Genomic DNA, 17,900 nt, shown 5'->3' with positions numbered 1-17,900 from the left:
GTTCGAGAGGTACGTCGACGCGTCGGGCGAGGCCGTGGAGGTGCGGCTTCCCGTCGACGGGTCCGTCACGGCCGATCCCGACGCTGCCCTGGTGTTCGCCACCACGGTCGCGTGGGGCGAGGACGGACCGCCCGAGACCTGGGGCGTCTCCACCGCGGGCGCGGTCCTGGGCGACGACGGCACGCCCGTGATGATCCACGACGGCGTCACGGTGCGCGGTGACCTCCTGCCCGTGGTCGAGCAGCTGCGGGCCCTCGAGGGCGGCTTCGACGCCTACGCCTGCGGCGAGGCGTTCGCGGGCGAGGGCGAGCACACGGTGCTGACGGTGGTGCAGGTCTGGGAGGGCGACCCTGGCACCGTGGTCGCGACCTATGTGAACCCGGGCTGGGGGGACGATGCGGTGGTCGCCTTCGCGGACCGGCCGGAGGAGATGACGCTCGGAACGGACGATGCGGCCCGCAGGGAGCAGGGCGCGCTGATCCAGCAGGTGGCCCAGGAGGGCGTGCCGCTGACGGAGGCCGGAGGGGGCTACGCGTCACCGGCCCTGACGTCCGCTGCGCAGGTCAACGGCACGGCGGCGTGCGTGCGAGCGGACGCGGCGCCGACGCTCGACTCGATCCGCGTGATGCCGACGCCTTTCGACTCCAGCAGCTTCGAGACACGCCTCGGACCCGTGCTCTTCGACAACTCCGCGAATCGTGACGATGCGATCGAGCTGGTGGCCCCGCTGGTCAGCTGGACGGGGGAGCGGGCCGATCACCCGTGGGTCTTCCACCAGTACCGGAGCACGCTGCTCATCTACGACGACGACGGCGCGCTCGTGGCGGTGTTCGAGGGCGACGGCTCCGTCGGGATCGGCGAGGGGCCGGACGCAGGGACGGTCGCGAAGGTGTTCCAGTACGACGCCGGCTGCGCGGTGCCCTCGGAGTGGCCGCAGGAACCGGGCGACTACTCCGCGGTCTATGTCGCCGACCTCCTGTTCCTTCCCGGCTCCCGGGGGGAGGTGGAGACGGTCGATGAGCTCGGGCTCGCGGAGCCTCCTGACGGATGGTTCCTGATGCCGGAGTTCGTGATCGCGCCGGATGATCCGCTCCGCAAGGAGGAGCTCGTGGTGCCGCCGGACCGCGCTTCGCCGATCATCCCCTGAGCGCCGCCCCCCTGACAGCCGGGTGTCCCCGGGTCCCGGTAGATTCGTCCCCATGGCGTACGCGGGTTTCTGGGTGGTGTTCGAGGGTGCCGACGGCGTGGGCAAGACCACGCAGATCGAGGCCCTCGCCGCGCACCTGAGCGGACCCGCCGGCGGCGGCCACCGGGTGCTGACCACGCGCGAGCCCGGCGGCACCGACCTCGGGGTCGAGCTGCGCCAGGCCATCATGCACGGCGACCACGTGGCGCCCCGCGCCGAGGCGCTGCTGTACGCCGCCGACCGCGCGCACCACATCGCCACCAAGGTGCGCCCCGCGCTCGAGGACGGCCAGGTGGTGCTTCAGGACCGCTACCTCGACTCGTCGATCGTCTACCAGGGCGGCGCCCGCGGGCTCGGGGACATGGTCGAGGAGATCTCCCTGTGGGCGACCGAGGGGCTGCTGCCGGACCTCACGGTCGTGCTCGACATGGAGCCCGACCCGAGCCGGATGGCACGCGATCTCGACCGGGTCGAGCGGGAGACCATCGAGAAGGCGGCGACCATGCGCCAGACCTTCCTCACGCTCGCCTCGCGGGACCCGGGCCGGTACGCCGTGGTCGACGCGGGCCGGCCGGTGGAGTCGGTGGCCGGTGACGTCGCCGTCGCCGTGATGGACGCGATGGCCGCGCGAGCCGAGCGGGAGGCGCAGCCGGAGGAGCTCCCCATCGAGCCGTGGGGCACGCCGTGACCACGCTCGCGGGGGTCTGGGCGGAGACCGTCGGGCAGGCGCACGCGGTGGGTCCGCTGCGCGCCGCGATCGACGATCCGTCCGCGATGACCCACGCCTGGCTCATCACGGGCCCGCCCGGCTCCGGGCGCTCGAACGCCGCCCGCGCGTTCGCCGCCGCGCTGCAGTGCGAGCGCGGCGGCTGCGGCGAGTGCCGCGAGTGCACCACGGCCCTCGCGGGGACGCACGCCGACGTCAAGGTGGTGGCGACGGAGAAGGTGACCATCGCCATCTCCGAGGTCCGCGAGCTCATCACGCTCGCCCAGTCGACGCCGAGCCAGGGCCGCTGGCGCGTGATCATCGTCGAGGACGCGGACCGCATGGCGGAGCGCACCTCGAACGTGCTGCTGAAGTCGATCGAGGAGCCGCCGCCACGCACGGTGTGGCTGCTGTGCGCGCCCAGCCCGCAGGACGTCGCCGTGACCATCCGGTCCCGCTGCCGTATCGTCCCCCTGCGCACCCCCGATCCCGAGGACGTCGCGCGACTCCTCGAGACCCGTGACGGGATCGCGCCCGACCTCGCGCTCGAGTGCGCCCGGGCCGCGCAGAGCCACATCGGCGTCGCGCGTCGCCTCGCGCGCGATCCCGAGGCGCGCGCCCGCCGCGCTCAGGTGCTGGCCCTGGCGACCGAGATCCGCGGCGTGGGCGACGCGATCCTCGCGGCGGCGGACCTGGTCGAGGTCGCGGACGCCGATGCCAAGGCCGCGACCGAGGAGCGCGACGCCGCCGAGAAGGTGGCGCTCATGCAGACCCTGGGCGTCGAGGAGGGCGCGCGCGTCGCCCCGGCGCTGCGGGCCCAGCTGCGCCAGCTCGAGGAGGACCAGAAGCGGCGCGCCACGCGTCACAAGCGCGACGTGCTCGACCGCGCGATCACCGACCTCATGTCGCTCTACCGTGACGTGGCCGTCGCCCAGACGGGCGCGACCGTGACGCTGGTCAACACCGCGCACGACGGCCACATCCGCGACCTCGCCGCCCGGACGGCGCTGGCGGACACCATGCGCTGCCTCGACGCGCTCGGCACCGCGCGCGAGCGCCTCGCCGGCAACGTCGCGCCGCTGCTGGCGCTCGAGGCGATGATGTTGGACCTGCGCCCCCGCGGTTAGGGTGAGCGCATGCCTCGCCCCCTGACCGCCGCGGTCGCGGCCGCCCTGACAGCGCTGCTGCTCGCGGCCTGCGTCCCCGAGCGAGCCCAGATCACCCCGAGCGACGACTCGGTGCCGACGTCGATCCCCTCGACCACCGCATCGTCCGGCCTCGACGTCTACGACCAGACGGTCGACTGGAGCGCCTGCGGAGTCCTCGAATGCGCGACCATCCAGGTGCCGGTGGACTGGACGGACCCGACGGGGCCCACGACGGATCTCGCGATCAACCGCTCGGCCGCCACCGACCCCGCGAACCGCATCGGCTCGCTGCTGATCAACCCCGGCGGCCCGGGCGGATCGGGGCTGGACCTCACGGAGTACTTCGTGAGGTCCGCGGGGGAGGACCTGCTCGCCGCGTACGACGTGATCGGCTTCGACCCGCGCGGCGTCGGCCAGTCCTCACCGCTGCAGTGCGGGGACGCCGACGTGATCGACACCTACTACCTGACGGACCTGGTGCTGGACACCGAGGGCGCGATCGAGGACGCCCGTCAGGCGACGGTCGACTTCGCGGCCGGCTGCCGCGAACTGTCCGGGCCGCTGATCGAGAACGTGGACACCACGTCGGCCGCCCGGGACATGGACGTGATCCGCGCGCTGCTCGGCGACGACGAGCTGTACTACCTGGGCTTCTCCTACGGCACCCAGCTGGGCGCCACCTACGCGGCGCTGTACCCGGAGAACGTCGGCCGGATGGTCCTCGACGGTGCGGTCGACTTCCTGCTCGACGGCGAGCAGGTCGCGATCGAGCAGGCCGAGGGATTCGAGCGATCGCTCGGCAACTTCGCCGAGTGGTGCCTCGCCAGCGCGGAGGACTGCCCGCTGACCGGCACCGTCGACCAGGCGAAGGCCCAGGTCAAGGAGATCGCGCTTCATGCGCGCGACTCCGGGTACCAGAACTCCGACGGCGACCGGGTGAACGGCAACGAGCTCGTGTACGGCATCGTGGTGACCCTGTACGACGAGGGCTCGTGGCCGTACCTCTCGGCCGCGCTGCAGGAGGTGGCGGACCGGGGGACCGCGGACATCTTCTTCCAGCTCGCGAACTTCTACCTCGACAAGGACTCGTCCAGCGGGGAGTACCTGTCGAACTCGATGTGGTCGTTCACGGCGATCGGCTGCCTCGACGGGCCCGTGAGCGAGCCGACCACCGTCGACTCCCTCGCCGACTTCACGGCGCAGATCTCGCAGGCATCGCCCACCTTCGGCTGGTGGTTCGCGGGATCCCTCGGCTGCGACGGCTGGCCGTGGGAGGCGAAGGAGCCGGTCACCTCGCTCGATGCGACCGCGGACGCGGCGCCCATCCTGGTGGTGGGCACCACCAACGACCCGGCGACCCCGTACTCGTGGGCCGAGTCGCTCACCGAGCGCCTGGGCGACGCCACGCTGCTGACCTACGACGGCGAGGGCCACACCGCCTACGGCCGCTCGAACCAGTGCATCATCGACGCGGTCGACGGCTACCTGGTGGACGGGGAGATGCCGGTTTCGGGAACCACCTGCTGAGGCGCTATCATGTCTACCCGTGCCTCTCTTGAGGGTGCACGCCGCCTTAGCTCAGTCGGCAGAGCGATTCACTCGTAATGAATAGGTCAAGGGTTCGATTCCCTTAGGCGGCTCGTCTCAGAAGCCCCGGTCCGCGAGGACCGGGGCTTCTCGCGTTCCTGGACCGCGCATCGTGCTTCCTGTGAGGACATGGGGGTACGGTTCCGGCCCGATCCGTACCCTCATCTCCTCACGGGAGGCGAGGCGATGCCGTCGCGGCTCAGCCGGCGACGCGGGCGCGCCGTCCGCCGAGGCTGACGATGTCGCCCACCTGGAGCTGCCGCCCGCGTCGCAGGTCGACCTCGCCGTTGACGAGCACCTCGCCCTCGCGGATCGCCTCCTTCGCCTCCCCGCCGGAGTCGACGAGCCCGGCGAGCTGGAGGAACTGGCCCAGGCGGATGCCGCCGTGGGTGGGGACGTCGTCGATCGGTGCAGAGGTCGCCATGGCCGCATGCTAGCCCGGCGCGCGGTGGTGCCTCCCATGAGTGCGCGACGCGACGGTGAGGGTCGTGTGCGTCGCGCGGTGCACTCGCAGCGCGCGACGAGCTCGGCGCGCCCCGGGTGCCACAACCGATCTTTGCCTATCCTTGACCCGTGGACGACCTGCGCTGCACCGCACCCAAGCGAGGGCATCACACTCTCGCGTCCGCGGTCGCCTGCCCCGCGCACCGCGAGCAGGCCCTCCGGGACGCCGCGCACGACGTCCAGACCACGCAGGTCGCGAGCATCCAGCCGGTCGAGCGGCGGATGCTCGCCGCCGATCCGAGCACCCAGGCGTCGATGCTCGAGCTCCTCGCGACGGACACCGCGCGCTCGGTGCGTCTCCTGGTCGCCCGCAACCCGGCGACGCCCGCCGCGACGGTCGCCGCGATGGTCGGCGATCACGATGCGGCGGTCGCCCAGGTGGCGGCCTCCCGCGCGCGCGAGCTCGCCGAGCGCTGACGCGCCCAGGCGCGCCCGCCCGCTCAGGCGAACGGCCAGCCCGTGTACGCCTCCGCCAGGTAGGTCCGTCCGGCCTCCGACCCGACCACCGAGCGCAGCTCGCCGAGCTGACGCTGCCGGTCGAACTCCGAGGCCTCCGGCGCGAGGTGCAGCATCGAGGTCATCCACCAGGAGAAGTGCTGCGCCTTCCAGATGCGGTCGCTGGCGGCCTCCGCGAAGCCGTCGAGGGGCCCCGCGTCGCCGCGCAGCAGCAGCGCCTCGAGCGCGCGCGCCAGCAGCAGCACATCCGCGACCGCGAGGTTCATCCCCTTCGCGCCGGTGGGCGGCACGGTGTGGGCGGCGTCGCCGACGATCGCGACACGGCCGCGCTGCAGGTCCCGCGCGACGAAGGAGCGGAAGCGCAGCACGTCGCGCTGGAAGATCGGCCCCTCGACCAGCGAGGTGCCGGGCACCCGCTCCTGCAGGGTGTCCCAGATCTGCGCCTCGCTCATCGCGCTCGCATCCGCCTCGGGTGAGCACTGGAAGTACATGCGCTGCACGGTCTCCGACCGCTGGCTGATGAGCGCGAACCCCGCGGGCGAGTTGGAGTAGATGAGCTCCTCCGCGCTCGGCGGGGCCTCGCACAGGATGCCGAACCATGCGAACGGGTACTCGCGGAAGTACCCGCCGTGCGACCCGCTGAGCGCCTTGCGGACCACCGAGTGCGACCCGTCGGCGCCCACCACGAAGTCGGCCTCGACCTCGAAGGCGACCCCCGCATCGTCCACCGCCTGCACGCGCGGTCGGAGGCTGTCGGCATCGGCGACCGCGGTCGCCGTCACGCCGAACCGCAGGTCCTGCCCCGCGGCGAGGCGCGCGGCGAGCAGGTCCTTGAGCGCCTCGTGCTGCGGGTACAGCCACACGGACCGTCCCGTGAGGCCGGGGAAGTCGATCCGGTGGCCCTCGCCGGAGAAGCGCAGCTCGATGCCGTCGTGCCGCTGGCCCACGGTGTGGACGCGCGATCCCGGGATGGTGGCGAGCAGGTCCACGGTGCCCTGCTCGAGGATCCCGGCCCGGATGGTCGACTCGATGTCCTCGCGCGAGCGCTGGTCGAGGATCACCGAGTCGATCCCCGCGGCGGCGAGCAGGTGGGACAGGATCAGCCCGGCCGGGCCGGCGCCCACGATGGCGACCTGGGTGCGTACTGGTGCGGTCATGATGTCTCCTTTGACACGATGCGACGCCAGTGTGCGTCGCGGGACGATGCCGCGGATCCAGTTTCCCATTGAACGGGAGTCTGAACGCTCAGGCGGGTGCGGCGAGCGCGCTCTCGACGTCGCGGGCGGCCCGGCGCAGCTCCTCGACCGCCGGCGCGGTCGGCGCCTCGCGGGGGAGCACCACCGACAGCGCCGCGATCGCCCGGCCGGCGCGGTCGCGGACCGGCACCGCCACGCCGGTCGAGACCTCCTCGATGTAGCCCGGCGCGATCGCGTGCCCGAGCCGCCGCACCTCGGCGAGCGTGCGGCGGAGGGCGACCGGATCGGTGGGCGTTGACGGGCCGACGCGCCGCAGGGGTCCCGCGAGGATCCGCTCCTGCAGCTCCGGGTCGCCGAACGCGAGCAGCACCAGCCCCGAGGAGGCCGCGTGCAGCGGCAGCCGCCCCGCGATCCGGGTGATGTTCGCGCCCGCCTGGGGGTGGCTGAGCCGCTCGAGGAACAGCGCCTCGTCCTGCTCGAGGATCGCGAGCTGGGTGTGCTCGCGCACCCGCGCCTGGACCCTCTCCATCGCCGGCAGCGCCGCCTGCCGCACCCGCAGCGCGTGCGAGGAGCGCGTCGCGAGCTCCCACAGCCGCAGCCCGACGCGGACCCGCCCCTCCGGGTCGCGGTCGAGCAGCCCCGCGTCCACCAGGTCCCCGACCACGCGGTGCGCCGTCGACGGCGGCAGCCCGGCGCGACGGCCGATGTCGGAGGCCGTCTGGACGGTCCGGGTGGGCGTGAACGTCTCCAGGATCCGCACGATGCGGTCCGTCACCGAGTCGCCCGACGGGGAGTTCGCCACGGCGGCAGGATCCCACAGCGAGCGGCGGTAGCCTCGGACCATGTCGCCGACGACGCCGCCCGCCACGCCGTGGGCGCCGCTCACCCCCGAGGCGGTCTCCGACCTGCTCGCCTCCACGGATGCGCGCTGGTGGCTGTCCGGGGGAGTCGCGCTCGACCGCTGGATGGGCGAGCGGATCCGCGAGCGCGAGAACATCGACGTCAGCACCGTCCCCGCCGACCTGCCGGCGCTTGTCGCGGCGCTGCCCGCATCGTTCACCGCCTGGGCGACGGTGGACGATGCCCTGGTGCCCTACGCGGAGGTCCCCGAGGACGCGGACGTGCAGCCCGTGCTGGTCCGGGATGACGATGCGGGTGCCTGGGTGCTGCGCGTCAACGTCGAGGACGGGGCGCCGCGCGCGTGGCTCTACCGCCGGGACGCGCGCCTGCAGCTGCCGTGGGAGCGTGCGGTGCTGGACGTCGACGGGATCCCGACGGGCGCCCCCGAGGTCCAGCTGCTGTGGAAGTGCTTCAGCGTCCGCCCGGAGGACGACGTGGACAAGGACGCCGTGATGCCGCACCTGTCCGAGGAGGCGCGGGCGTGGTGGGAGAAGGCGCTGCTGCGGATCCACCCGCATTCGTCCTGGACCATCCCGGTGCGCAGCCCGATGTTCCCGGCGCGGGCGAGCTGGAACCGTCCTCAGCGCTGAGCGTCGTCGGTGAACTCGCCGCTGGAGACGGCGTGCAGCACCAGGCGGCGGAACCAGCGCTGGGCGGGGGAGAGGTTCATCTCGCGCCGGGAGTAGAGCGCGACGGGGGAGCTCGTGCCCGGCCACGGCAGGTCCGCGAGCTGCAGGTCGGGGAACCAGCCGCAGAACACGTCCGCGACGTGCCGGGGCAGCAGGGCGACCAGGTCGGTCGCGACCAGCACCGCGGGCACGGTCGAGTGCTCCTCGACGGTCAGGGCGACCTGGGGGACCAGGCCGTGCTCGACCAGCGCCTGCGTCGGGAACACGTGACCGCCGCGGGCGGACACCCGGATGAACCGGCGCCCGTCGAACATGTCCGGACCCGTGGCCGGGAGGGGGTGCTCGCGGGACGTGAGCGCGACGTACTCGACGCCGCGCACGGGCGTGCGCCAGAGGCGCGAGGTGTCCATCACCGAGACGGTCAGGGCGACGTCGAGGGCGCCCCGCACGAGCTCCTCCTCGGCCGCCTCGGCGTCGAGGCGCTTCACGACCAGCCGCGGCGACGCGCCCTTGGCCCGCAGGGATGACATGACGGGTGGGAGGAAGGTCTGCTCGCCGATCGAGGTGAGCCCGAGGACCAGCTCGCCGTCGAAGCCCTCGGGGTCGAAGGCGGCGCTGTCGGTCACGGTCGCGTCGATCTGGGCCAGCGCCTCGTGGAGCGGGCCGAACAGCTGGGTCGCGCGCGGCGTCGGGACCATCACGTGGCCCTCGCGGCGGAACAGGTCGTCGCCGAACCGCTTGCGCAGCCGCGCGAGCGTGTAGCTCACGGTCGGCTGGGTCACGAAGAGCCGGTCGGCGGCGCCGGTGAGGCTGCGGGTCTCGTAGAGCACCACGAAGGTGCGGAGCTGGTTCAGATCGGCCACGGACATGTATCGAACCCATCTATGCGGCGTCGCAGTCGAATCTATTGGACCACAGTCCGCGGCGGGCCTACTGTCGGAGGAGCAGGACCCGCCAGTGACAAGGACGCCACTCGTGATCATCGACACCTCCGGTCGTGACGACCCGGCCGCCTCGAGCCCCTGCGGCGCGTGCCAGGGCTGCTCCTGCAGCTCCCGCATCGTCGCCCTCCCCCAACCGTCGGTGCCGGGCCGATGACCGCCAGCGGCACCGCGACCCACGGCGTCACCACCGGCGGGTTCGACAAGACCCCCGGCTGGCTGGACTGGTACGACGGCCCCGCGACGCCGGCCTTCCGTCTGCCCGCCGGCGCCGTGGACGCGCACTGCCACGTGTTCGGCCCGGGAGGGGAGTTCCCCTACGCGCCCGAGCGGAAGTACACGCCCTGCGACGCCTCCGCCGCGCAGCTGTTCGCGCTGCGTGACCACCTGGGCTTCGACCGCAACGTGATCGTCCAGGCGACCTGCCACGGTGCGGACAACAGCGCCCTGGTGGACGCGCTGCGACGCAGCGAGGGCCGCGCCCGCGGCGTCGCCACCGTGCGCCGCGACGTCACCGCGGAGCAGCTCGCCGAGCTGCACGAGGCGGGCGTGCGCGGCGTGCGCTTCAACTTCGTCAAGCGCCTCGTGGACCGCGTGCCCACCGACTCCCTCGAGGAGATCGTCGCGAAGATCGCGCCGCTCGGCTGGCACGTCGTCATCTACTTCGAGGCCGAGGACCTGCCGGAGCTCTACGACTTCTTCTCCGCCATCCCGACGGATCTGGTGGTCGACCACATGGGCCGGCCCGACGTGACCAAGGACGTCGACGGTCCCGAGTTCGGCCTGTTCCTGCGCTTCATGCGCGAGAACCCGAACGTGTGGACCAAGGTGACCTGCCCCGAGCGGCTGTCCGTCACCGGTCCGCGCGCGCTCGACGGTGAGCGGGACGCCTACACCGACGTGGTGCCGTTCGCCCGACGCGTGGTCGAGCTCTTCCCCGACCGCGTGCTGTGGGGCACCGACTGGCCCCACCCCAACCTCAAGGACCACATGCCCGACGACGGGCTGCTGGTCGACCACATCCCCCACATCGCCACGACGCCCGAGCGGCAGCGCCAGCTGCTGGTCGACAACCCGCACCGCCTGTACTGGCCCGAAGGAGAATGACATGGCTCTCGACAAGCCCTACAAGAAGATCCCGGGCACCATCATCTTCGACGCCGAGATGGCCCGGAAGGGCTACCACCTCAACCAGTTCTCGATGTCGCTGATGAAGCCCGAGAACCGCGAGCGGTACCTCGCGGACCGCGCGGCGTACCTCGACGAGTGGCCGCTGTCGCCCGCGCAGCGCCAGGCCGTGCTCGACCTGGACCTCAACGCGATGATGGCCGAGGGCGGCAACATCTACTTCCTGTCCAAGATCGGCGCGACCCACGGCCTGAGCTTCCAGCAGATGGCCGGGTCCATGACCGGCATGAGCGAGGCCGCCTACCGCGACATGATGATCGAGGGCGGCCGCCGTCCCGAGGGTGTGCGGCTCAAGGACCTCGACGGGTGGACGCCGCCGTCGACCGAGAAGGCCACGACCATGCGGAAGGACGCCCCGGCCGCGTACACCTCCGCGCTGTTCACGTCGCACGTGCCGGCGATCGGCGCCGCGATGGACCTGGGCAAGACCGAGGAGCCGTACTGGAAGAAGGTGTTCGCCGGCTACGAGTGGACCCGGAAGTGGGCCAAGGAGAACACGCCCGACGTCATCATCCTGGTCTACAACGACCACGCCACGGCCTTCGACTCGAGCCTCATCCCGACCTTCGTGCTCGGCACCGGCGCGCACTACCCGGTCGCCGACGAGGGCTACGGCCCGCGCCCCGTCCCGGACGTGTACGGCCACCCGGAGCTCGCCGCGCACATCGCCCAGTCGGTGATCCAGGACGACTTCGACCTCACGCTGGTCAACGAGATGGTGGTGGACCACGGCCTCACCGTGCCGCTCTCGCTCGTGTTCGGCGACGTCGACGAGTGGCCGTGCAAGATCATCCCGCTGCCCGTCAACGTGGTGCAGTATCCCGTCCCGTCGGGCCGCCGCTGCTACGAGCTGGGCAAGGCGATCCGCCGCGCCCTCGACAAGTGGGACGGCGAGCCCCTCAACGTGCAGATCTGGGGCACCGGCGGCATGAGCCACCAGCTCCAGGGCCCGCGCGCGGGCCTCATCAACGAGGAGTGGGACAACGCCTTCCTCGACCACCTCATCGCCGACCCGAAGGGCCTGACCGAGTGGCCCCACATGGAGTACGTCGACGAGGCGGGCTCCGAGGGCATCGAGCTGGTCGACTGGCTCATCGCCCGCGGCGCCATGGACGACCAGTTCGAGGGCGAGTCTCCGACCGTCGACCACCGCTTCTACCACGTTCCCGCCTCCAACACCGCGGTCGGCCACCTCGTGATCAGCAACCCTGTGGGTCGCACCGCGCCGGTCGAGGAGGCCGAGACCCAGGTAGCCTCGGACGCGAAGCCGGAGGTGGTGCACGCGTGAGCAGCGACAAGGTCCGCGTCGCCGTCGTCGGTGCCGCCGGCGCCTTCGGGATGAAGCATCTCGACGGGCTCGCGAGCATCGACGATGCGGTGGTCACGGTGGTGTCCGGCACCAGGCCGGAGCCGACCCAGGCGGTGGCGGACAGGTACGGCGTCCCGACCGCCGTGGTGGGCTACGAGGCGGTGCTCGAGCGCGACGACGTCGACGCGGTGATCCTCGCCACCCCGACCGGGCTGCACGCATCCCAGACGCAGGCGGCGCTCGCGGCCGGCAAGCACGTCCAGGTCGAGATCCCGCTCGCGGACTCGCTCGCCGACGCCGAGGCCACCCTCGCGGCGGCCGAGGCCTCGTCGCTGGTGGCGATGGTCGGGCACACCCGCCGCTTCAACCCCTCACATCAGTGGGTGCACCAGCGGATCGCGGCCGGGGAGTTCGGCATCCAGCAGATGGACGTGCAGACCTACTTCTTCCGCCGCACCAACACCAACGCCAAGGGCGAGCCGCGGTCCTGGACCGACCACCTCCTGTGGCACCACGCAGCGCACACCGTGGACCTGTTCGCCTACCAGGCCGGACGCATCGTCCAGGCGAACGCGATCCAGGGCCCGATCCACCCGAAGCTCGGCATCGCGATGGACATGTCGATCCAGCTCAGGGCGGAGGCCGGGGCGATCTGCACCCTCTCGCTGTCCTTCAACAACGACGGCCCGTTCGGCACGTTCTTCCGCTACATCGGCGACACGGGCACGTACATCGCACGTTACGACGACCTGGTCGACGGCCGCGAGGAGCCCATCGACGTGTCGAACGTCGCGGTCAGCATGAACGGCATCGAGCTGCAGGACCGGGAGTTCGTCGCGGCGATCCGCGAGGGCCGCGAGCCCAACTCCTCGCTGCGCCAGGTGATCGACTGCTACCGCGTGCTGGGCGCGCTCGAGGAGCAGCTCGCGTGATCCTGCCCCGCACCGGCCTGGGCTGCATGGAGCTCAGCCACGCCTACGGCGTGGCACCCTCGCCCGAGGATGGGGAGCGCATGCTGCGCGCCGCCCTCGACGCCGGCGTGCGGCACCTCGACACCGCCACGCTCTACGGCGGCGGGCGCAACGAGGAGCTCGTGGGGCGTGCGCTGCGGGGGCGGCGGGACGATGCGCTGGTGGCCTCCAAGGGCGGCATGGCGATGGTCGACGGGGTCAAGACCATCGACGGGCGCCCCGAGACCCTGAGGGCGCAGGTCGACGCGTCGCTCGGGCGGCTCGGCGTCGAACGCATCGACCTCTACTACCTGCACCGGTGGGACAAGTCCGTGCCGATCGGGGAGAGCGTCGGCGCTCTGGCCGACGCCGTGGCCGCCGGCAAGATCGGCGCGATCGGGCTGTCCGAGGTGTCCGTCGCGCGGCTGCACGAGGCGCTCGCGGTCGGGCCCATCGCCGCCGTGCAGAACGAGTACTCGCTGTGGAGCCGCAACCCCGAGCTCGGGATCCTCGAGGCGACCCGGGAGGCCGGCGTCGCGCTGGTCGCGTTCTCGCCTGTGGCCCGCGGCTTCCTCGCGGGCGCGGTCGAGGACCCGGAGGCGCTCGCCCCGAAGGACATCCGGCGGGGCATGCCGCGCTTCCAGTCGGACCACTGGCCCGCCAACGCGGCGCTGCTGCCGGCCTGGAGGGCGCTCGCCGTCGAGGCCGGGTGCACGCCCGCGCAGCTCGCGCTCGCGTGGGTCCTGTCGCGCGGGCCGCACGTCACGGCGATCCCGGGCACGACGAGCCTCGCGCACGCGCTCGAGAACGAGTCAGTCGTCTCGCTGAGTATCGATTCCGCTCTCCTGGAGCGCGCGGGCGCGCTCATCGACACCGCCACGGTGTCGGGCGGTCGCTACAACGCCGCGCAGTCCGCCGAGGTGGACGCCGAGTCCTTCGAGGACGCCGCATGAGGGCGATCTCCTCGATGGCGACCCGCCACGTGCTCGCGGACCTGGTCGCGGCTGCCGCGGACGCGGGGCTCCCTGAGGTCGAGGTCGAGTCGGTCGGCGGCGTGGACGCGGCGCGCCGGGTGGCCGAGGGTGAGCCGTTCGACCTGGTCTTCCTCGCCGACGGCGCGCTGGGCCGGCTCGCCGACGCCGGTCACGTCGACGCGGCCACGCTGACCCCGCTGGTGGTCTCGGAGGTCGCGGTCGCCGTGCCCGCGCCGGGAGTCGATGCCGCCGTCGCTCCGGACGGACCCGCCTTCCCGGACGCCGCGGCCATGCGGGAGACGCTGCTCGCCGCGCCGCGCATCGGCTACTCGACCGGGCCGAGCGGGACGGCGCTGGTCGCGATGATCGAGCGGTGGGGCCTCGCGGACGAGCTCGGCGGTCGCCTGGTGCAGGCGAGGCCCGGCATCCCCGTCGCCGCGTCGCTCGCGGCCGGCGACGTGGACCTGGGGTGTCAGCAGCTGAGCGAGCTCGCGGGTCAGCCGGGGATCCGGATCCTGGGCACGCTGCCGGACGACTGCGCGATCACCACGGTGTTCGCGGGAGCCGTCGCGACCGCCGCGACCGACCCGGACGGCGCGCGCGCCGTCCTCGCGCTGCTCGCGTCCGACGCGGTCGACGCGATCAAGGTCCGGCACAGCTTCGCGGTGCCCGCGCGCGCCTGAACCGCCTCGCCCCGCTCGCCAGCCCGCGCCCTTCGCGCGCCTCGGTCGTCGCCGGACATGAGTGCCGGATCGAGGTGCGGATCGCGCGCTCATGTCCGGCCAGCGGACCGTGCGCCTCAGAACAGCGGTCGCCCCGCCGCGAGCCGCTTGCGCACGTCGCGAAGCGGCCGCGTCAGCGGCGCCTCGCGGAGGGCCCGCGGCAGCGCGCGCTGCACGGCGGCCATGCGGCGGTTGAAGCGTTCGAAGCGGCGCTGGTCGTCGTCGGTCCAGGTCATCCGCATCAGCTCCCGGAACTGCGGGCCGAGGTAGCCGCCGGTCATCCGGATGCGCCAGCGGATCAGCGGCGCGGGCAGGTCGCGGCCGAGGTACTCGAGGCGCAGCACGCGCCACAGGTAGGCGCGGGTGCGATCGTCCATCTCGAGGCGGGTGAGGTGCTCGCTCCACCACGCCTCGAAGTCGTCGCGGGTCGCGGGCCACGCCTCGGCGGGCATCTGCAGGGTGGTGCCGAACACCCTGCCCTGCCGGTAGAACTCCTCCCGGAACGGCCCGGCGAGAGGCCCGTGCACGCGCTCGTAGGCGTGCTCGGCCCCCCGGTAGAGGCATGCCGCCACCCACTGCTGGAGCGCCGGGTCGAAGGCGCGGTAGGGAACCCGCGTCCCGGGCGGCGACGTCACCGGCGCGTGCGACCGGTTGGTCGCGGCCCGGTAGGCGGCGCGCTCGTCGGCCCTGCCCAGCATCGTCACCGCGATGTACCCGATGGTGGTCCTCATCCGCCGTCGCGGGTCGTGGAACAGCGCGCCGGGGCTGGTCGACTCGACCACGCCGTGGCCGACCGGCGGGTAGGACAGCTGCCAGATCACGTTCGCCGTGCCGGCGAGCTGGATGAACCAGTTTGCGCCCTCGCGGAGCGCGGCGGTGTCGATGCCGTCGAGCTCGTGTCGACGCTCGGCCTTGAGGGTCGTCATGCGGGCACGGTAGCACAGAAGTGAATCGCGATTCACTTATGGTCGCGAGCGCGGCCGGCTCAGGCGAGCGGCTGCACCCCTAGCCGCGCCGCCAGCCACGCCCACGCGCCGCCGACCAGCGCCTTCGACAGCGGGGTCGACGCGGCCCAGTTCTCGAAGCCGTGCGCCGCACCCTCGACCACCTCGAACGTCACGGGGACGCCCGCATCGTCCAACCGGCGGGCGTAGTCCGCGACCTCGTCGTGGAACAGCTCGATGTCGCCGGCGTAGAGCCAGGCGGGCGGCAGGCCGCCGAGGTCCTCCCGGCGCGCGGGCACCGCGTACGGCGGGACGGATGCCGCCCCGGGTGCGGCGCCCAGGTAGGCGCTCCATCCGACCCGGTTGCTCACGTTGCTCCAGACCACGTGGTCGACGGCGTCCAGGGACGTGTCCGCGGCGGTGCGGTCGTCGAGCATCGGGGCGAACAGCCACTGCGCGACCGGCTGCACCCCGCCGGAGTCCCGGAGCGACTGCGCCAGCGCCGCCGCGATCCCGCCTCCCGCGCTCTCCCCGCCGATCGCGACACGACCCGGATCGATCCCGAGCTCGCGGGCATGCGCGTGGAGCCACTCCCACGCCGCGGTCGCATCGTCCAGCGCGGCGGGGAACGGGTGCTCGGGCGCGAGCCGGTACTCGACGGAGACCACCACCGTGCCGAGTCGCTTCGCGGTGCGGGCGCAGAGGCCGTCGTCCTGCACGGCCGAGCCGATCACCAGGCCGCCGCCGTGGATCCACAGCAGGGCCGGCGCGGGTGCGGCGGGTGGGGTCGCGGGGGAGTAGACCCGCAGGCGTCGGCGGCCGGACCGCACCCAGCGCACGGCGACGCCGGCGACGGGCTTGGTGCGCTGCAGGCGCGGTCCCACGCGGCCGAGCCATCGCGCCCACCGCGTGCTGAGGTCGAGCGGTGGGAGCCGCCTCAGGGGCTCGTGCAGGTCCGGGTGAACGTCGGTGATCTCCATGGGAGCGCCTCTCCGCGTCGAGGGACGGCGGCGGATCCGGACCTCGATGTCCGGTGCCGTGCCACGGAGCATACGGGAGGGGTCAACCCTGGCGCCTCGCGCGCGTCGCGCCTACGCTCGACTGCCATGTCCCTCCCCACGAACGTCCCCACGCGCACCGGCGCCGGTCGCCGCGCCCTGCCGGCCGCCCTCGCGGTGGCGCTCGCGGCGCTGCTCGCGCTCGTGGCCGCGGCGCCCGCGCAGGCGCACACCCAGCTCGACGCCTCCGACCCCGCGGACGGCTCGACCCTCACGGAGCCGGTCGAGCGCATCGTCCTGACGTACTCCCTGCCGGTGACGCCGCTGGGCGACGCGGTGGTGGTGACCGGACCCGACGGTCCGGTCGACGTCGACGTCACGCAGTCGGATGACGGCCTCGAGATGGTCGCGACCCCGGTCGCGCCGCTCGGCGACGGCGACTACACGGTCGAGTGGACCGTCGCGGCGCAGGACGGGCATCCGCTCGACGGCACCTTCGCCTTCGCCGTGACCAGGACCGAGCCGTCGCCCTCGGCCACGCCGTCCGCCGGCGCGTCCGCCGCCCCGACGCCCACCGCGAGCGCCTCGCCCTCCCCGTCGGCGTCGATGTCCCCGATGCCAGAGGATCACGAGGGGGACGCGGGCGGCGTCGGGGGCGACACCTTCGCCGAGGTCCTGGCCCGCGCGGGCAGCGCGATCGCCCTATGGGCGCTGCTGGTCGGCGCGGGCGCGCTCGCCTTCGCCGCGGTGACGCTGCGCGGTACCGACCGGATCGACGAGCCGCGCGTCATCGCCGGCGTGCGCTGGTGCGGCGCTCTCCTCCTGGGCGGCCTCGCGCTGCGCCTCGTCGGCCGCTCCGAGCTGCTCGACGGGGGCTCGCTCGCCGACGGCCTCACCCTCGAGGCGCTCGACACGGCGACCACCGGGTCCGTCGCCTGGGTGCTGGGCCTGCAGGCGGCGGGCGCGCTGCTGATGCTGCTGGGCGCGTGGCGCAGCGCCCGCGGGTCGTGGCTCGCCGTGGTCGGCGTGCTGCTCGCCGGCGCGGGACACGTGCTCGGCGGGCACAGCAACACGGCCGAGCCGCGCTGGCTCGTGCTGACCGCCGACGTGGCGCACCTCGCGGCGGCCGCGATCTGGGTCGGCGGTGTCGTGACCCTGGCGAGCGTGCTGCTCAGGCGGCGCCGCGAGGGTCGCCCCCTCGACGCCGCCCGCATGGGCTCGCGCTTCGGTGTGGTCGCCGCGGGCGCGTTCGTGGTGGTGGGCGCCGCCGGCGTCGCGCTCACCTGGGCGATCGTCGACGAGCTCTCCGATCTGTGGACCTCGACCTGGGGCATCGTCCTGCTGGTGAAGGTCGCGGTGGTGCTCGTGGTCGGCGCGATCGGCGCGTACACGCACTTCTCCGTGGTGCCGCGGCTGACCCGCGCCGCGGCGGCCGCCGCGGAGACCGGCGGCGAGGACGATGCGACGCACCTGCGTCGCGCCGCCGTCGCCGAGGCCTGGCTGTTCGCGGCGGTCGTCGTGGCCACGGCCGTCCTGGTCGCCTCCACGGTCCACATGTGACG

General features: G+C 73.1%; 18 protein-coding genes and 1 tRNA gene. 13 read left to right on the top strand and 6 right to left on the bottom strand.

Going from position 1 to position 17,900, the window contains the following annotated elements; translation table 11 throughout:
* From QQX13_RS07700 to QQX13_RS07680, 5 genes are all read left to right on the top strand, one after another.
* A partial coding sequence (locus QQX13_RS07700; RefSeq protein WP_301153050.1) for a hypothetical protein occupies positions 1–1,147 on the top strand: 1,147 nt, incomplete at its 5' end.
* 52 nt (positions 1,148–1,199) lie between these two features.
* The gene (gene tmk / locus QQX13_RS07695; RefSeq protein ID WP_301153049.1) at positions 1,200–1,874 is read left to right on the top strand and encodes a dTMP kinase; all 675 of its coding nucleotides are present in this window, start codon (positions 1,200–1,202) and stop codon (positions 1,872–1,874) included.
* The gene (locus tag QQX13_RS07690) at positions 1,859–3,019 is read left to right on the top strand and encodes a DNA polymerase III subunit delta' (protein WP_301153048.1); all 1,161 of its coding nucleotides are present in this window, start codon (positions 1,859–1,861) and stop codon (positions 3,017–3,019) included. Before tmk ends, QQX13_RS07690 begins: the two co-directional genes overlap by 16 nt.
* A gap of 9 nt (positions 3,020–3,028) precedes the next feature.
* Positions 3,029–4,567, top strand: coding sequence for an alpha/beta hydrolase (locus QQX13_RS07685; RefSeq protein ID WP_301153046.1), 1,539 nt, complete (start codon positions 3,029–3,031; stop codon positions 4,565–4,567).
* A 40-nt stretch (positions 4,568–4,607) separates the two neighbouring features.
* Positions 4,608–4,680 (top strand) — tRNA-Thr (locus QQX13_RS07680).
* 146 nt (positions 4,681–4,826) lie between these two features.
* Here QQX13_RS07680 and QQX13_RS07675 read toward each other — a convergent pair.
* Positions 4,827–5,051 carry an RNA-binding S4 domain-containing protein gene (locus tag QQX13_RS07675; RefSeq protein ID WP_301153044.1) on the bottom strand — a complete coding sequence of 75 codons (225 nt, stop codon included), beginning with the start codon at positions 5,049–5,051 and terminating at the stop codon, positions 4,827–4,829.
* Between the two features lie 149 nt (positions 5,052–5,200).
* Here QQX13_RS07675 and QQX13_RS07670 point away from each other — a divergent pair, with 149 nt between their 5' ends.
* Positions 5,201–5,548, top strand: coding sequence for a hypothetical protein (locus QQX13_RS07670; RefSeq protein WP_301153042.1), 348 nt, complete (start codon positions 5,201–5,203; stop codon positions 5,546–5,548).
* Positions 5,549–5,571: 23 nt separating this feature from the next.
* Here the strand turns inward: QQX13_RS07670 and QQX13_RS07665 are convergent, their stop codons facing one another.
* Together QQX13_RS07665 and QQX13_RS07660 are read right to left on the bottom strand one after the other, a co-directional pair.
* Positions 5,572–6,744 (bottom strand): 4-hydroxybenzoate 3-monooxygenase, encoded by a 1,173-nt coding sequence (locus QQX13_RS07665; RefSeq protein WP_301153041.1) that lies wholly within the window; start codon positions 6,742–6,744, stop codon positions 5,572–5,574.
* A gap of 88 nt (positions 6,745–6,832) precedes the next feature.
* The gene (locus QQX13_RS07660; protein WP_301153039.1) at positions 6,833–7,585 is read right to left on the bottom strand and encodes an IclR family transcriptional regulator; all 753 of its coding nucleotides are present in this window, start codon (positions 7,583–7,585) and stop codon (positions 6,833–6,835) included.
* 40 nt (positions 7,586–7,625) lie between these two features.
* Here QQX13_RS07660 and QQX13_RS07655 point away from each other — a divergent pair, with 40 nt between their 5' ends.
* The gene (locus QQX13_RS07655) at positions 7,626–8,273 is read left to right on the top strand and encodes a nucleotidyltransferase domain-containing protein (protein WP_301153038.1); all 648 of its coding nucleotides are present in this window, start codon (positions 7,626–7,628) and stop codon (positions 8,271–8,273) included.
* On the opposite strand, the gene QQX13_RS07650 is transcribed toward QQX13_RS07655, so the two are convergent.
* Positions 8,264–9,181, bottom strand: a complete 918-nt coding sequence (locus tag QQX13_RS07650; protein WP_301153036.1) for a LysR family transcriptional regulator — start codon at positions 9,179–9,181, stop codon at positions 8,264–8,266. The genes QQX13_RS07655 and QQX13_RS07650 overlap by 10 nt on opposite strands.
* 225 nt (positions 9,182–9,406) lie before the next feature.
* Between QQX13_RS07650 and QQX13_RS07645 the strand changes: the two genes are divergently transcribed.
* From QQX13_RS07645 to QQX13_RS07625, 5 genes are read left to right on the top strand one after another with little or no spacing between them, the layout of a single operon-like run.
* Entirely contained in the window at positions 9,407–10,360 is a 954-nt protein-coding gene (locus tag QQX13_RS07645; RefSeq protein ID WP_301153034.1) for an amidohydrolase family protein, read from the top strand.
* Position 10,361: 1 nt separating this feature from the next.
* Complete coding sequence (locus tag QQX13_RS07640; protein ID WP_301153033.1) at positions 10,362–11,729, top strand: protocatechuate 4,5-dioxygenase subunit alpha/beta; 1,368 nt, start codon at positions 10,362–10,364, stop codon at positions 11,727–11,729.
* On the top strand, positions 11,726–12,682 hold the full coding sequence (locus tag QQX13_RS07635; protein ID WP_301153032.1) for a Gfo/Idh/MocA family oxidoreductase: 957 nt from the start codon (positions 11,726–11,728) through the stop codon (positions 12,680–12,682). Before QQX13_RS07640 ends, QQX13_RS07635 begins: the two co-directional genes overlap by 4 nt.
* The gene (locus QQX13_RS07630; protein ID WP_301153031.1) at positions 12,679–13,653 is read left to right on the top strand and encodes an aldo/keto reductase; all 975 of its coding nucleotides are present in this window, start codon (positions 12,679–12,681) and stop codon (positions 13,651–13,653) included. Before QQX13_RS07635 ends, QQX13_RS07630 begins: the two co-directional genes overlap by 4 nt.
* The gene (locus tag QQX13_RS07625; RefSeq protein ID WP_301118643.1) at positions 13,650–14,357 is read left to right on the top strand and encodes a substrate-binding domain-containing protein; all 708 of its coding nucleotides are present in this window, start codon (positions 13,650–13,652) and stop codon (positions 14,355–14,357) included. The genes QQX13_RS07630 and QQX13_RS07625 overlap by 4 nt, the downstream gene beginning before the upstream one ends.
* A 116-nt stretch (positions 14,358–14,473) precedes the next feature.
* Here QQX13_RS07625 and QQX13_RS07620 read toward each other — a convergent pair whose 3' ends face one another.
* Positions 14,474–15,322: an oxygenase MpaB family protein gene (locus QQX13_RS07620; protein WP_301118644.1), complete on the bottom strand. Its 849-nt coding sequence runs from the start codon at positions 15,320–15,322 to the stop codon at positions 14,474–14,476.
* A 59-nt stretch (positions 15,323–15,381) separates the two neighbouring features.
* Positions 15,382–16,320: an alpha/beta hydrolase gene (locus tag QQX13_RS07615; RefSeq protein WP_301153030.1), complete on the bottom strand. Its 939-nt coding sequence runs from the start codon at positions 16,318–16,320 to the stop codon at positions 15,382–15,384.
* Between the two features lie 126 nt (positions 16,321–16,446).
* Between QQX13_RS07615 and QQX13_RS07610 the strand changes: the two genes are divergently transcribed.
* Positions 16,447–17,898: a copper resistance CopC/CopD family protein gene (locus QQX13_RS07610; protein WP_301153029.1), complete on the top strand. Its 1,452-nt coding sequence runs from the start codon at positions 16,447–16,449 to the stop codon at positions 17,896–17,898.
* Positions 17,899–17,900 lie beyond the last annotated feature (2 nt).

This window comes from Demequina lignilytica, assembly GCF_030418375.1.
Taxonomy (GTDB): Bacteria; Actinomycetota; Actinomycetes; order Actinomycetales; family Demequinaceae; genus Demequina; species Demequina lignilytica.
The sequence above is the reverse complement of the archived record's forward strand: the minus strand, read 5'-3'. Positions and strand labels throughout refer to the sequence as shown.